This window comes from Arthrobacter sp. efr-133-R2A-63, assembly GCF_030209795.1.
Taxonomy (GTDB): Bacteria; Actinomycetota; Actinomycetes; order Actinomycetales; family Micrococcaceae; genus Arthrobacter; species Arthrobacter bambusae_A.
The window spans coordinates 1-13,409 of the sequence record NZ_JARVRG010000030.1 but is presented as its reverse complement, the minus strand read 5'-3'; the positions used below and the strand labels follow the sequence as shown (position 1 = coordinate 13,409).

12 protein-coding genes are annotated in these 13,409 nt (G+C 65.4%); all 12 read right to left on the bottom strand.

What is annotated here, in order from left to right; genetic code table 11:
* Positions 1 to 47: 47 nt before the first annotated feature.
* Complete coding sequence (locus QRN45_RS16320; RefSeq protein ID WP_284764022.1) at positions 48 to 1,541, bottom strand: CoA-acylating methylmalonate-semialdehyde dehydrogenase; 1,494 nt, start codon at positions 1,539 to 1,541, stop codon at positions 48 to 50.
* Positions 1,541 to 2,566 carry a Gfo/Idh/MocA family protein gene (locus tag QRN45_RS16315; RefSeq protein WP_264637204.1) on the bottom strand — a complete coding sequence of 342 codons (1,026 nt, stop codon included), beginning with the start codon at positions 2,564 to 2,566 and terminating at the stop codon, positions 1,541 to 1,543. Before QRN45_RS16315 ends, QRN45_RS16320 begins: the two co-directional genes overlap by 1 nt.
* A complete protein-coding gene (locus QRN45_RS16310; protein WP_241707228.1) occupies positions 2,563 to 3,450 on the bottom strand; it encodes a sugar phosphate isomerase/epimerase family protein in 888 nt (295 codons plus the stop codon). The genes QRN45_RS16315 and QRN45_RS16310 overlap by 4 nt, the downstream gene beginning before the upstream one ends.
* Positions 3,447 to 4,226, bottom strand: a complete 780-nt coding sequence (locus QRN45_RS16305; RefSeq protein WP_284764018.1) for an SDR family oxidoreductase — start codon at positions 4,224 to 4,226, stop codon at positions 3,447 to 3,449. Before QRN45_RS16305 ends, QRN45_RS16310 begins: the two co-directional genes overlap by 4 nt.
* Positions 4,227 to 4,228: 2 nt before the next feature.
* Positions 4,229 to 5,260 carry an inositol 2-dehydrogenase gene (gene iolG, locus QRN45_RS16300; RefSeq protein WP_241707226.1) on the bottom strand — a complete coding sequence of 344 codons (1,032 nt, stop codon included), beginning with the start codon at positions 5,258 to 5,260 and terminating at the stop codon, positions 4,229 to 4,231.
* Positions 5,261 to 5,351: 91 nt separating this feature from the next.
* Positions 5,352 to 6,284, bottom strand: a complete 933-nt coding sequence (locus QRN45_RS16295) for a hydroxyacid dehydrogenase (RefSeq protein ID WP_241707225.1) — start codon at positions 6,282 to 6,284, stop codon at positions 5,352 to 5,354.
* Between the two features lie 71 nt (positions 6,285 to 6,355).
* On the bottom strand, positions 6,356 to 7,372 hold the full coding sequence (locus QRN45_RS16290; protein WP_241707224.1) for a LacI family DNA-binding transcriptional regulator: 1,017 nt from the start codon (positions 7,370 to 7,372) through the stop codon (positions 6,356 to 6,358).
* 2 nt (positions 7,373 to 7,374) lie between these two features.
* On the bottom strand, positions 7,375 to 8,586 hold the full coding sequence (locus QRN45_RS16285; RefSeq protein WP_284764014.1) for a Gfo/Idh/MocA family protein: 1,212 nt from the start codon (positions 8,584 to 8,586) through the stop codon (positions 7,375 to 7,377).
* Between the two features lie 29 nt (positions 8,587 to 8,615).
* Positions 8,616 to 9,413 carry an HpcH/HpaI aldolase family protein gene (locus QRN45_RS16280; protein ID WP_284764011.1) on the bottom strand — a complete coding sequence of 266 codons (798 nt, stop codon included), beginning with the start codon at positions 9,411 to 9,413 and terminating at the stop codon, positions 8,616 to 8,618.
* A complete protein-coding gene (gene iolD, locus QRN45_RS16275; RefSeq protein ID WP_078106891.1) occupies positions 9,410 to 11,359 on the bottom strand; it encodes a 3D-(3,5/4)-trihydroxycyclohexane-1,2-dione acylhydrolase (decyclizing) in 1,950 nt (649 codons plus the stop codon). The genes QRN45_RS16280 and iolD overlap by 4 nt, the downstream gene beginning before the upstream one ends.
* A 22-nt stretch (positions 11,360 to 11,381) precedes the next feature.
* Positions 11,382 to 12,812 carry an aldehyde dehydrogenase family protein gene (locus tag QRN45_RS16270; protein WP_078106892.1) on the bottom strand — a complete coding sequence of 477 codons (1,431 nt, stop codon included), beginning with the start codon at positions 12,810 to 12,812 and terminating at the stop codon, positions 11,382 to 11,384.
* 31 nt (positions 12,813 to 12,843) lie between these two features.
* Positions 12,844 to 13,409 (bottom strand): ATP-binding cassette domain-containing protein (locus QRN45_RS16265; protein ID WP_284764009.1); only part of this gene is annotated, 566 nt, incomplete at its 5' end.

Genomic DNA, 13,409 nt, shown 5'->3' with positions numbered 1-13,409 from the left:
TAACTGCGAGCCAGTTGGGTGGGAGACTGGGCCCACGCCGGTGGGGACTAGTTGGACGGGAAGTTGTACGAAGCTCCCGAAGCGTGGGCGGACTCGGGCCAACGGGACGTGATGACCTTGCCTCGGGTGTAGAAGGAGACGCCCTCGGGGCCGTAGATGTGCTTGTCGCCGAAGAGCGAGGCCTTCCAGCCGCCGAAGGAGTAGTAAGCCACGGGAACCGGCAACGGCACATTGATGCCGATCATGCCAACGTCAACTGAACGTTGGAATTTCCTGGCGGATGCCCCCGAGGAGGTAAAGATCGCGGTCCCGTTGCCGTACGGATTGGAGTTGATCAGCCTGATGCCTTCATCGAGGTCCTCCACCCGCACCACCACCAGGACCGGGCCGAAAATCTCCTCCTGATAAGCGCTCATTTCGGTCTTGACGTGGTCGATCACGGTGGGGCCGACCCAGAAACCGTCCTCATGCCCAGGAACCACGAGGTCCCTGCCGTCCACGACCATCGCGGCACCGGCCTGCTCCGCCTCGGTCACCGTCTTGACGATGAACTCCCGGGACTCGGGGCTGATCACGGGGCCCATGTCGGCGTCGGCGTCGGTACCGTTCTTGACCTTGACGTCGAGGGCACGCTCTTCGACCTTCTTGACCAGCAGATCCGCGGCATTGCCGACGGCGACGGCCACGGAGATTGCCATGCACCGTTGCCCGGCGGAACCGAACGCTGCGGCGGCCAGGTGGTCGGCGGCGTTGTCCAGGTCGGCGTCGGGCAGCACGATCGCGTGGTTCTTTGCCCCGCCCAGCGCCTGGACCCGCTTGCCATGCGCCGTCGCCACTTCCAGGATGTGCTTCGCGACAGGGGTGGACCCCACGAAGGAGATGGCGTCCACGTCCGGGTGCGTGAGGAGCCCGGAGATGACATCACGGTCACCGTGCAGGACCTGGAACACGCCGTCGGGCAAGCCGGCGTCTCGGAACAGTTTCGCAAGCAACATCGCGGCCGAAGGGACGCGGTGCGAAGGCTTCAGGATGAAGGCGTTGCCCGTCGCGATCGCCATCGGAGCCATCCACAGCGGCACCATCACCGGGAAGTTGAATGGAGTAATGCCGGCCACGACGCCCACGGGCTCCCGGAACGAGAAGACATCGATGCCCGTGGAGACCTGGTCCGAATACTCCCCCTTGAGCAACTGCGGAATGCCGCAAGCGAACTCGATGACCTCCAGGCCCCGGCCGATCTCGCCCTTCGCATCGGAAATGACCTTGCCATGTTCGGCGGTGATCAGGGCCGCGAGTTCGTCCACATGGGCAGCGACGAGCTCACGGAACTTGAACAACACGGCAGTGCGCTTGGCCAACGAAATATCGCCCCAGGACGCTGCGGCCTCCTTGGCGATGGCAACCGTCGCGTCCAAATCGGCGCGGTTGGCCAACCGCAACTCGGCAGTCACGGCACCCGTGGCCGGGTTGTAGACAGGCTTGGTGCCCGTGCCGCTGCCGGCGGCCTCGGTTCCGCTGATGAAGTGGTTGATGATGGTCATTACTGCTCCTGTAGTAGGTGGTGCTCCACGGCATGAACGTCGTTGACATCCCGCGGCAAGCCGGTGGCGAGTGATTCCTGGAGCGCCAGGCGGACGGCCAGGTTCTGTTCGGTCAATTCCCTCTGGACGAGCTCGGGTCCGGAGTTGCGCACCCACGCGCTGAACCGTTCGATTTCGGTCTTGAACGGGTCTTCCCCGATGTCGACGGACTCAGTCCGACCGTCGCGGAAGGACACCGTAACGCGGGCAATTTCGCCCGGGTCCGGGTCGAAGGCCTTGTCCAGGGTGATCTGGCCTTTCGTGCCGATGATCTGGAACGTGTTGGTGCGCGGGCCCTCGAAACCGCAGTCCAGCGTTCCCAGGACGTCCCCATAGTCCAGGATCGCGGCCATAGTGGTTTCCACCGCGTCCGTGCGGCTTGTGCCTTTGCCGAAGACGGTTTCCGGCGCGCGGCCCATGACCATGTTCATGATGTCGACGGCGTAGCAACCGACGTCGTTGAGCGCACCTCCGTCCATTCCCGGCTGGAGGCGGACCTCGCCTTCGCTTCGGTCCATGACGAAATGGAAGCGGGCGTGCATGGACACCAGCTCGCCGATCTTGCCCGAGTCGATGAACTCACGGACTTTCTGGTGCTGGGGGTGGAAGCGGTACATGAACGCTTCCATGAGGTTAACCCCGTTGCGTTCGCAGGCTTCCAGAACCCGGTGGTAGTCGTGGGTGTTGGCGACGAGCGGCTTCTCGCAGAGGATGTCCTTGCCAGCTTCGGCAGCAGCAACAATCCAGTCGGCGTGCAACGAGTTGGGGAAAGGCAGGTAGACGGCTTCGATGCTTGGATCGGCCAGCAATTCCTCGTGGGAAGAATAGGCGGACGGGATGCCGAAGCGCGCTGCGACGTCGGCCGCCTTTCCGTTCGGGCTGCTGATCGCCGAGGCAACGGCATTCCGGGCCCGGCTCATGGCCGGCAGGAACCGCCCTTGGGCGATCCGTGCCGTGGTCAGCACTCCCCAGCGGACGGCGCTCATCGGTCGATTTCCGCTTCGAGCTGGCGCAGGAACGCGACCGACTGGCGGACGTCCCCGACCGGACCGTCGTCGGTGGGTTCGGAATCCAGGATGGTGTCCTGCTCCATGGTGAACCAGCCCTCGTAACCGGCGTCCAGCAGGTTCCGGACGATTCCGGCGATGCCGACGTCGCCTTGTCCCAGGGGCACGTACATGCCTGCCTTGACGCCGTCAGTGTAGGAGATCTCGCCGGCCTGGACCCGCTGCGCGAGGGCCTTGCGCACGTCCTTCAGGTGGGTGTGGCCGATCCGCGAGGCGTAGTCCCGAACCAGAAGGGCAGGGTCGGTGCCGCCGATGAGCAGGTGGCCGGTGTCCAGGCACAGGTTCGCCGCGGTGTCGTTGAGGACCCGGTCAACATCCGAGGTGCTTTCGATCATGGTTCCCACGTGCGGGTGGACCACCGCCTGGATACCTTTGTCCGCGGCGGCCTTGACCACTGCGTCAAGGTTCCTGCCGAACAGCTCCCAGCCTTCGGCGTCGAGCTCGTGGCGCTGATCGTAACCTGCGACGCCGGTCTCCGCGGCGAGGACCATGACGCTGGCCCCGGCAGCTTCGTACGCGTCCAGCTCAGCGGACACAACATCCAAAGGGTTCCTGGACGGATCGTGCAGGATGACCGGGAAGAAGCCGCCGATCGCCTGGAGGTTGTGCCGCTTCAGCACTTCCGCACGTTGGGCGGCCTGTTCGGGCAGGAATCCGGCCGGGCCGAACTCGGTGGCGCTGATCCCCAAGGCGGTCATTTCGGACAAGACCCTGTCGGCCTCAAGCTGGTAGCCCCAACCGGGGACTTCGCAAACGCCCCAGGAAATGGGTGCTGCGGCAAGACGCTGGGTGATGGTGCTCAATCTGATCCTCCGTATACGTTTTGGTCCCAGTCGATGACCGAGCCTGTGACAACACCGCTCCGGTCGGAGAGGAGAAAGACAATGAATTCTGCGATCTCGTCCACTTGTCCGAGCTTTCCCATGGGGACGGATGCGTTGGTTTTCTCCAGCCAGTCCGCCCCCGCGCCGTGGAATTTCTTCTGGGTTTCGGCTTCGCCGTCCGTGGCGGTCCAGCCGATGTCGAGCCCGTTGATGCGAATTTTGTCCCAACGGTGGGCATGCGCCGCGTTGCGGGTTGCTCCGGCCAGGCCAGCCTTGGCCGCCACATACGGCGCCAAGTACGGCTGCCCGCCGAGTTCGGCGATCGAGATGACGTTCACGATGCTTCCTGGCACACCCCTGCTACAAAGATGCTTGATGGTTTCGGCCATGATGAAGAACGGCGACTTCAGGTTCACTGCGATGTGCGCGTCGAAGAGCTCGGGCGTCGTGTCCAGCATGGTGCCGCGGGTGGTCAGGCCGGCCGCATTGACCGCGCAGTCGAGTTGCCCGAAGACGCTGATGGTCTCAAGCACTGAGTTCCGGGCTTGTTCGACGTCGGCAAGATCGGTCTTGATGAACCGGGTTTCGACGCCGGATGCCGTGATTTCCGCGGCGAGCCGTTCACCCGATTCCGCGTTCCGGCCCGTGACGGCGATCCCGGCTGCACCCTCGGCCGCCGCGCGTCTCGCGACTCCGGCGCCCAAGCCCTGCGTGCCCCCGCTGATCAGGATGACTTTGTCCTGGAGAAGTGGCATGGCTAGAGCTGCCCGATCTTGACCGAATTTTCGATCCTGACAGCGCGGCCGGAACGGGCGGACTCTTCAGCCGCGTTGGCCAGGGCGAGTGCCTGCAGGCCGTCGTCGAACCCCGGGCTGCAGGGGATGCCTGCGCGGATGGCCTTGGCGAAGCTGTCCAATTCGTTCCGGTAAGCCGCGGCGTAACGCTCCAGGAAGAACGGCAGGTAGGCGTCAGACTCTTCGGTGCCCGCGGCGCCATACTTGCGCACCGTCGTCGGGGTGACGTTGCCTGCGCTGAGCATCCCCTCGCTGCCGAACGCCTCCAGTCGCTGGTCGTGGCCGAAGGCGCTGTGGCGGGAGTTGGTAATGGTGACCAGCTCGCCGTCGCGGCCCTTGAGGGTGATGACAACCGAGTCGAAGTCCCCGGCTTCCTCGATGTAGTCGCAGAACATGTTGGCGCCAGTGGCTGAAACTTCGATGATGTCAGGGACGAAAAACCTGGCCATGTCGAGGTCGTGGATGCTCTGGTCCCGGAAGATCCCGCCGGAGGTGGCGATGTAGGCAGCGGGCGCAGGTGCGGGATCGCGGCTGATAATGGTCAGCTGTTCGAGGCGGCCGATTTCCCCCGCGGCGACGCGCGATTGGATGGCCGCGAAGTGGGGATCGAAGCGGCGGTTGAACCCAAGCATGAGGGGCGTGTTGTTGCCCTTGATCGCGTCGCGGCAAGCGAGCGCACGCTCGATGTCGAGGTCGATCGGCTTCTCGCAAAGAGCTGCCACGCCTTGCCCCATGGCGCGCGAGATCAGGTCCACGTGCGTGCTGGTGGGCGATCCGATCACGACGGCGTCAAGGTCACCGTTCGCGAAAACCTCGTCGGCTGACTCGACGGCGATAGCGCCGGTCCCGGCCGCCAACGTGCGGGCTCCTTCAATGAAAGGGTCGGCGATCCATGCCAGTTCCAGGTCCGGGTGCTCGGCGATGTTCCGGGCGTGGACCTGCCCGATGCGGCCGGAACCGAACAACGCGACCTTGAGGGGGCGTTCAGTGGACATGTGTGGGGTCCTTTCTAGCGGTTTGCCCGGGAAAATCCGGACGTGGGTTGGTTCTGGATGGCGGACGGGGACGTGCCCAGCTTCAGAGCGGTCACGGGGTTGCCACCGCGGCGGGTGTGCGGCCCGCGAGGACGTCAACCGCGCCTTGGGCGGCATCCCTGACCGTGTGGGCCATGCCTTGACGGGTGAATCCCATCAGGTGCGGAGTCAGGACGACGTTTTCGTGGTCGAACAAGGCGTGGTGGGCGGGCGGCTCGGGATCGTACACGTCCAGGCCGAGCCCCGAGAGCTGCCCGGACTGTAGTGCCTCGTGGACGGCGTCGAGCTCCACGAGGCCTCCGCGGCTGCAGTTGATGAGGATCGCTCCGGGCTTCACGGCCTTGAGCCGGTCCGCGTTGATGAGGTTGTGGTTTTCCGGTGTCAGGGGCGCGTGGAGGGTGATGAAGTCGCTGCCTGCAAGGAGCTCCTCCACGGTGCCACAGCGGATCTCGGCGGGGATTTCGGCGAAAGGATCGTAGGCCAGGACTTTCAGCTCGAAGGCCTCGGCGATACGCGCCACCCGGCGGCCTATGCGGCCGTAACCGATGATGCCGAGCGTGAATCCCTCGAGGTCTCCGACGCCGACGGCGGCACGTTGCTCCCAGCGTCCCTCGCGGACCAGCGAGGTCAGCGGAGAGAGCTTCTTGACGAGCGCCAGCAGGTGGGCGAACACGCCTTCGGCCACCGAGGCGGTGTTGCTTCCGGGCGTGATGACCACCGGGATTCCGCGTCGCTTCGCTTCGGCGACGTCCACGAGGTCCGTTCCGACGCCGGTCCTGGCGATGACTTTGAGGGCGGGCATGCGGTCCAACAGTTCCCGGTCCACGCGGTAGGCAGCCCTGACGATCGCGGCATCGGCGTTGGCCAGGTCCTCGTCGGTGGGGTCCTGGATGAGCCGCTGGTGTTCGGAGAGCAGCGGTTCCACGAGGTCTGGCTCGACGCTGCCGAGAGCGACGAAGATTTGGGGTGTGGTTATGGAAGCCATCGTCATCCTTGAAGATGTGGAGGGGTATGTGGGCGGCGCCGGGAATGGCGACCGCTGATAGGTCTAGAAAGTTAGAGGCCCAGGAGGCTGGATTTCCGCACGACCAAGTGGGGCGTGACGGAATGGTGGACGAACCCGCTGCCTTCACCATGGATGCGTTCCAGGAGGGTCTTGGCCCCCGTGACGCCGATGGTGGCGCTGTCCGGGTCGACGGTGGTCAGTCCAAGGCGCGGCATGGCACCGAGCGCGATGTTGTCATAACCGGTGACGGCTATTTCGACGCCGCGTTCATCGGCAGCTGTCATGGCTCCAAATGCGGCGAGGTCGTTGATGCAGGCCAGCGCTGTGGGGCGCTGGTGCTCGGAGCGGGAGGCCAGGGCCCGTTGCGCGGCAACATAGCCGGACTCCTGGAAGAAGTCGGCGTCGACCACGCGGATATAGCGGGCCAACCCGTGCTCTTCCATTGCCGCCGAATACCCGTCCACGCGTTCCCTGCCAACCGAGCCACCAAGACCGCCAAGGTGCACGATGTTCTCGTGTCCCTGGGCGATCAAGTGCTCAACAACCATGGACATGCCGAGGGCGTCGTCGCTTCGCACGATATCGGCGGTGTCGATGTAGTCCGGCCCGCCACCGGCAAAGACCACAGCCCCGCCTGAAACGGCGCGGCTGAACGGTGCTTTGTCAGGCACGGTTCCTACGACGAGCAGGCCCGCGACCCGCAAGTCCCGGAAGGCCTGCAGGATGGACTGGTCCACTCCCCTGCCCGCCGCCGTGACCGCACTGAAGAGGACGGTGTGCCCGGCCTCTTCGAGTACGGTCCGTGCGGCGTCGGCGACGTCGAAGGCCCACGGGTTGTGCATGTCGCTGACCAGCACACCGATGGTTCCGCTGTCCCGTGTTGCCAGTGACCGGGCCGCGAGGTTCAACTCGAAGCCCATCTCCTCAACAGCCTTGAGCACCCGCTGGCGGCGTTCGTCGCTGACGCGCGGTGAGTCGCGCAGCACGAGTGAGACCAAGGACTTGGAAACGCCGGCGCGTTCTGCCACGTCCATGATCGTCGGCCGCCGGGCGGATGGAGGTGCCATGGTTATGCCCGCGCTGCCGTGGTGCCGTGGATTTCCTCGATCTTCTGCCATTGACCGGACAGCGAGGACGCTTCCGCGGCGCTGACAATGGCAGCGGCTGAAGCGGCATCGTGGATGTTGGAGTTTTCCTGTGCTCCTCCGGTGACGGCAACGAGGAACTTCTTGGCCTCGATGACCTTGAGGTCGTCAAACCCCATGCTGTTGCCGGGCCCAGGTTGGAAGTGGGAGTAATCCCCATGGCGCGGGCTGGCGTTGACGGTGGTGTAGCCCTGCTCGTCGTTGTTGCGGCCCAGGCAGACCTTGAGTTCGTTCATGCGCTCGAAGTCCCATTTGAGCGAGCCTTCGGTCCCGTAGACCTCGATCTGGTAACCGCATTCGGGTCCAACGGCAACGCGGGAGGATTCGATGGTGCCGACGGCGCCAGCCCCGCGGGCGGACGGGCCGAATCGGACCAGCGCTGCAGCGTAGTCCTCATTCTCGACCTCTCCCATTTCACCGTTTTCGATCACCGCGAAGTGCGTCCCTGACCCCATCGCCAGTTTGGGGCGCTGCGTGTAGACCGTGCTTGTGAGCGCGGTTACCTCGGCGATCGGCCCAACTACATATTGGCACAGGTCCGTTGCGTGGCTGAACAGGTCCGCCAGCACGCCGGTACCGGCAAGTTTCCGGTCAAAGCGCCAGGACAGCGCACCGTTGGGTTCGGACGCGTACCCGGAGAAGAACACGGCGCGGACGTTCGTGATGCGGCCGAGCCGCCCGTCCGCGATGAGCTTCCTGGCGTGCTCTACTGCCGGGGCGTGGCGGTAGTTGTAGCCGATGGAAGTCACGACGCCGGCCTCCACGGCGGCTTCCTGCACGGCTGCGGTTTCCTCGTAGCCGCGTCCCACGGGCTTTTCGATCCAGAAGTGCTTGCCGGCTTTGGCCGCCGCGATGCCGATTTCGGCGTGCAGGAAGTTGGGGGCGCAGATGGAAACGACGTCGACGTCCGGGTGGTTCAGGACATCGTGGTAGTCGGTGGTGCCCTCCGCGAAGCCAAGGACATCGCGGGCGTAGTCCACCCGGTCCGGTGCCGTGTCCGCCGCGATGACGAGCTTGGTGGTCAGGCCGAGCTCCGGGTAGGCGTAGGGGACCGTCTGGTAGGCGCGCGAGTGGAGCTTTCCCATCCATCCGACGCTGATGAGGCCTACACCGACTGCGCGGGATTCTTGGCTCACGTTATTGCCTTTCTCATTGAAAATTCTTGTCAGTTGCGGGCGGTGTCAAAAGCGACGCGGAACGCCGCCGCCATAATGGTGGAGTCCGAGCCGATGGCCACGAACCGGAAGCCCTGGCGGACATACTTGGCTGCCGCCACGCCGTCCACAGCGAGGATGCCGGCCGCTTTGTTGTGCAGCTGCGCGGCGGCGACCACCCGTTGCAGTGCTTCTTGGAAGGCGCTGCTATCCAGTTGCATCGGCACACCCAGGGCGAAGGACATGTCCATCGGTCCGACGAAGAGGACATCCACGCCGTCCTGCGCCGCGATCTCCTCGACGTGCTCCAGTGCGTCGAGGGTTTCGATCTGGACGATTCCGACGGTTGACTGCTGGTCCGCGCTCAGCGGAGCCCTGTCCATGCCCCAGCGGCAGGAGCGGTTGTAGGTTGCCACGCCACGGTCGCCGTAGGGCGGATAGAGCATGTGCTTCACGGTTTGCTTGGCTTCTTCAACGGTGTTCAGTCGGGGCACCATGATGCCTGCCGCGCCTTGATCGAGCACGCGACCGATGCGGATCCGTTCCCCGCTCTCCACGCGGACAAGAGTGGGGACGCCGTAGCTTCCGGCCGCAAGGACACCGTCGCGCACGGCATCTTCACCGCCGGAACCATGCTCAAGATCGATGAGGACCCAGTCCGCGCCGGCAGCGGCGCACACTTCCACCGCGGTGGCCGAAGCCATGCCAACGAAGGTCCCCACTGTCACCTCCCCGGCTGCCAAGCGGCGCCGCAGCCGGCCGCCGTCGAGCGGTCCGCCGTCGTAATTGCTGCCGCCCGAGGCGCTCATCCGAACCACCGCTGGCGGCTCTTTGCCTGCTCGTAGTCGGCGCGGAGGGTGCGGACCCATTCCTGACCGGACACTTCTGCGGGAGCTACGTCCCACCAGACATCGCCGCCGGGCAGGTCGACGTGGGGAACGGTTGGCACCACGATCACGACTGGTCCTTGGGTGTCGCGGGTGGAGGCCAGCGCTTCCCGGACCTCTGCCGCAGTGCTTGCCCGGATAGCGAGGGCGCCCAGGCCTTCGGCGATCTGCCGCAGGTCCACCTTGAGGTAATCGCCGTCCAGCCGCGCCTTGGGGGCGTCGTCGACGGCGACGCTTCCACCGGTGGTGCGGTAGCGGAACTCGTTGCCGAACTCGCGTCCCATGCGGTTCATCTGGAGGCGGTGGATGACCTGGTAACCGTGGTTTTCGGAGACGACCACCGTGACGTTGAGTCCTTCCTGGGCCGCCGTGAGGATTTCGGTGGGTGCCATGAGGAACGTGCCGTCGCCGATGAAGGTGACCACGCGGTTGTCGTTGTTGCCCTCTGCCAAGCGGACGCCCATGCCTGCCGCGATTTCGTAGCCCATGCAGGAGAAGCCGAATTCCAGGTGGCAATTGCGGTTGCCCGTGGCGTCCCAGACTTTTTGCAGGTCGCCGGGGGGTCCTCCGGCCGCGGCGATGATGGTGTCGCCGGAGCGGGCGTGCTCCTGCATCAGTCCGATCAGTTGCGGCTGGGTCAGGACGGCTCCGGTGACCGGCGCGTCCGGGTGGTCTTCGGGGCGGTAGGCAGTGTCGGCGTCGAGCCATTGGGATCGGATCGGGGCCCACTTCGCCTTCTCGGAATGGACAGTTTCCTGCCAGTTTTCGGCGGTGCTGTGCCCTTCCAAGGCCCGGGCAAGTGCTTCCAGGCCGAGGCGTGCGTCCGCGAGGATGCCGGTGGCGCCTTGCTTGCGGGTATCGGCGTCCACGATGTTCAAGGATGCGAACCGCACGTCCGGGTTTTCGAAGATCGACTGGGAGCCGGTGGCGAAGTCGGTGAGGCGCGTGCCGACGCTCAGGACCAGGTCGGCTTGCTTGACCAGGGTGTTGGACGCGAAGTTGCCCTCCAGTCCGACGCCGCCCACTTGCCACCATTCGTCCTTGGTCACGGCGCCCTTGCCGCCGAAGGTCTCGACGACGGGAATTCCCGTCTGTCCCGCCAGCGCCTCGAGTGCGGCGTGGGCGTCGGAGTAGTGGATGCCACCGCCGGCGATGATCACCGGACGCTCGGCAGAGCGGATGAGCCGGGCGACGTCGTCGACCTCTTCCAGGTCCGGCAGCGGCCGCCGGATCTTCCAATCGCGCGGCTCGAAGAATTCGGCCGGGAAGTCGTAGGCATGGGACTGCACGTCCTGGGGCAGCGAAATGACCACAGCGCCGGTGTCAGTGGGGCTCGTGAGCACGCGCATTGCCTGCGGAAGGGCGGTCAGGAGCTGCTCCGGGCGGTTGATCCGGTCGAAGAACCGCGATACGGGCCGGAACGCGTCGTTGACCGTGGCATCGGCCTCGGTGGGGTGTTCGAGTTGCTGCAGCACCGGGCCCTGGTGCCGGGTGGCATAGGTGTCGCCCGGCAAGAGCAGCAGCGGGATCCGGTTGACGGTTGCCAGGCCCGCGGCGGTGACAAGGTTGAGCGCGCCCGGGCCGATGGAGGCGGTGACGGCGAGGACTGCCTGGCGACGGCTCGCCTTGGCATACGCGGTGGAGATGTGGGCCAGGTACTGCTCATGCCGGCCTTGGATGAACGGCATGTCGTCGGCCAGTTCGTCCAAGGCCTGTCCCAGGCCGGCCACGTTGCCGTGGCCGAAGATGCCGAGGGCTGCGGGGACCAGGCGGCGGCGGACGCCGTCGGCCAGCGAATACTGTGCGGACAGGTACTTGATGACCGCTTGGGCCGTGGTGAGCCTGATGGTCTGCGATGGTGTGGTCATTGCCTTATTCCCGTTGTCGTGGTTACCAGGGGCGCCCGTGCAGGACGACCGTCTTCTCTTCGGTCATTTCCTGGACAGCGGAACGGACGCCTTCCTTGCCGATCCCGCTGCCTTTCAAGCCGCCGTAGGGCATGAGGTCGGCCCGCCACAGCGGCGACCAGTTGATGTGGATGTTGCCGGCATCGATCTGCCGCATGGCCTGGACCGCTCCGGCGACGTCGTTCGTGAAGATGCCGGCGCCCAGGCCGTACTCGTTGTCGTTCGCCATCGCGATGGCGCTCTCCATGTCCTGCGCGGAAGAGACTGCGACGGCGGGTCCGAACAATTCGTTCCGGCTCAGCGGCGACCGGGGGTCGACCCCGGCGACGACGGCGGGAGTCACCACGGCGCCGTCACGGTCACCGCCGGTGAGGACCCGGGCGCCCGAATGGCGGGCTTCAAGGATGGACGTGTGGACGCGTGCTGCTTCCTCTTCGGAGATCAGCGAGCCGAGCCGGGTGTCCTCTTCCTTGGGGTTGCCCACGGCAATCGCTTCGACCTTCGGGACCAACGCATCCAGGAAGTCTTTCTCGACGCGACGGTCAACGATGACCCGCTGCACCGAGATGCACACCTGGCCCGCGTTGACATAGCCGCCGGCAGCCACTGCGGTGGCGGCGAGTTCGAGATCGGCGTCCGGCAGGATGATCACCGGGCATGAAGCGCCCAGCTCCAGGGACAGCTTCTTCACGCCCGCGATCGAGCTGATGTGCGTCCCGGTGCTCGTGGAGCCTGTGAAGGACACCTTGCGGACCCGCGGGTCCGTCACCAGCACGTCGCCCAGGGAGCTGCCGGGTCCGGTGATCACGGACAGGGCTTCAGGCGGCAGGCCGGCGTCGACGAAGCACTGTGCCAGCTTCAGCGCCGTCAGCGGCGTTGCGCGGGCCGGTTTAAGTACGACGGCGTTGCCGGCTGCCAGCGCGGGTGCGATTTTGTGCAACACCAGCAGGGCCGGGTAGTTGAACGGCGTGATGGCGACGACGATGCCCACAGGCTGCCGCAACGTGAAGCCGATCTTGTCCAAGCCTGTCCCGGCGTTTGCGTCCAAGGGAAGCGTGGAACCATACAGCTGGCTTCCCTCATAGGCAGCAAGGCGGATGATGTTGCCGGAGCGGCTGGCCTCGCCCCGCGCCTCCGTGATGGGCTTCCCGGTTTCGGCGCTAATGGTCTGGGCGATGTCCTCGGCGCGTTCATCCGCGAGTGCGGCTGCCCGCAGGAGGATGTCGACGCGGACATGGGCCGGCGTGGTCCTTTGCAGGTGGGCGCCGATCTCGGCCCGGTCAAGGGCGGCCTGGGCGTCCTGGACCGTCGCTACGGGGACAGTGTCGATCGTCCGGCCGTCGAAGGGTGAGCGGACTTCCTCGGTCCGTCCATCGGCGGCGCCGCGCCAGTTTCCGGCTATGAGCATTTCCATGGTGGCTCCATCAGGTTGTAGACGTTCGCGCTTAGTGGCGCTTGGCGTTGCTTTCGTATGCCGCGTCGGTGACTTCGGCGACTTCGGCTTGGACTTCCTTGAGGGCTTGGGTGTGTCCGCCGAGTTGTTCGAGTTCGTGGGCGAGTTCGGCCAGTTCCGCGCCGCCGGCCATCTGGGCGGTGAGTTCGTCCAGGGTGATGTCCTTCTTGTCGTAGTAGCCGATGGACTTGCCGCGTTTGAGCAGCAGGAACCGGTCCCCGACGGGGAAGGCGTGGTGCGGGTTGTGCGTGATGAAAATGACGCCCAGGCCCCGGTCGCGGGCCTGCAGGATGTACCGGAGCACGACGCCGGACTGCTTCACGCCCAGCGCCGCGGTGGGTTCGTCCAGGATCAGCACCTTCGCCCCGAAATACACGGCGCGGGCGATCGCGACGCATTGGCGTTCACCGCCGGAGAGCTGGCCGATGGGTTGTTCCACATCGCGCAGGTCGATGCCCATCTCGGCCAGTTCCTTCAGGGTGATGTCCTTCATTTTCTGGACATCCATGGACTTGAACGGCCCGAACCCGGTGGTCAGTTCCGAGCCGAGGAAGAAGT

Excerpts from the sequence above, each read along its gene's own strand:
- QRN45_RS16320 (WP_284764022.1), bottom strand. The coding sequence starts at position 1,541 with ATGACCATCATCAACCACTTCATCAGCGGAACCGAGGCCGCCGGCAGC.
- QRN45_RS16315 (WP_264637204.1), bottom strand. The coding sequence starts at position 2,566 with ATGAGCGCCGTCCGCTGGGGAGTGCTGACCACGGCACGGATCGCCCAA.
- QRN45_RS16305 (WP_284764018.1), bottom strand. The coding sequence starts at position 4,226 with ATGCCACTTCTCCAGGACAAAGTCATCCTGATCAGCGGGGGCACGCAG.
- iolG (WP_241707226.1), bottom strand. The coding sequence starts at position 5,260 with ATGTCCACTGAACGCCCCCTCAAGGTCGCGTTGTTCGGTTCCGGCCGC.
- QRN45_RS16295 (WP_241707225.1), bottom strand. The coding sequence starts at position 6,284 with ATGGCTTCCATAACCACACCCCAAATCTTCGTCGCTCTCGGCAGCGTC.
- QRN45_RS16290 (WP_241707224.1), bottom strand. The coding sequence starts at position 7,372 with ATGGCACCTCCATCCGCCCGGCGGCCGACGATCATGGACGTGGCAGAA.
- QRN45_RS16280 (WP_284764011.1), bottom strand. The coding sequence starts at position 9,413 with ATGAGCGCCTCGGGCGGCAGCAATTACGACGGCGGACCGCTCGACGGC.
- iolD (WP_078106891.1), bottom strand. The coding sequence starts at position 11,359 with ATGACCACACCATCGCAGACCATCAGGCTCACCACGGCCCAAGCGGTC.
- QRN45_RS16270 (WP_078106892.1), bottom strand. The coding sequence starts at position 12,812 with ATGGAAATGCTCATAGCCGGAAACTGGCGCGGCGCCGCCGATGGACGG.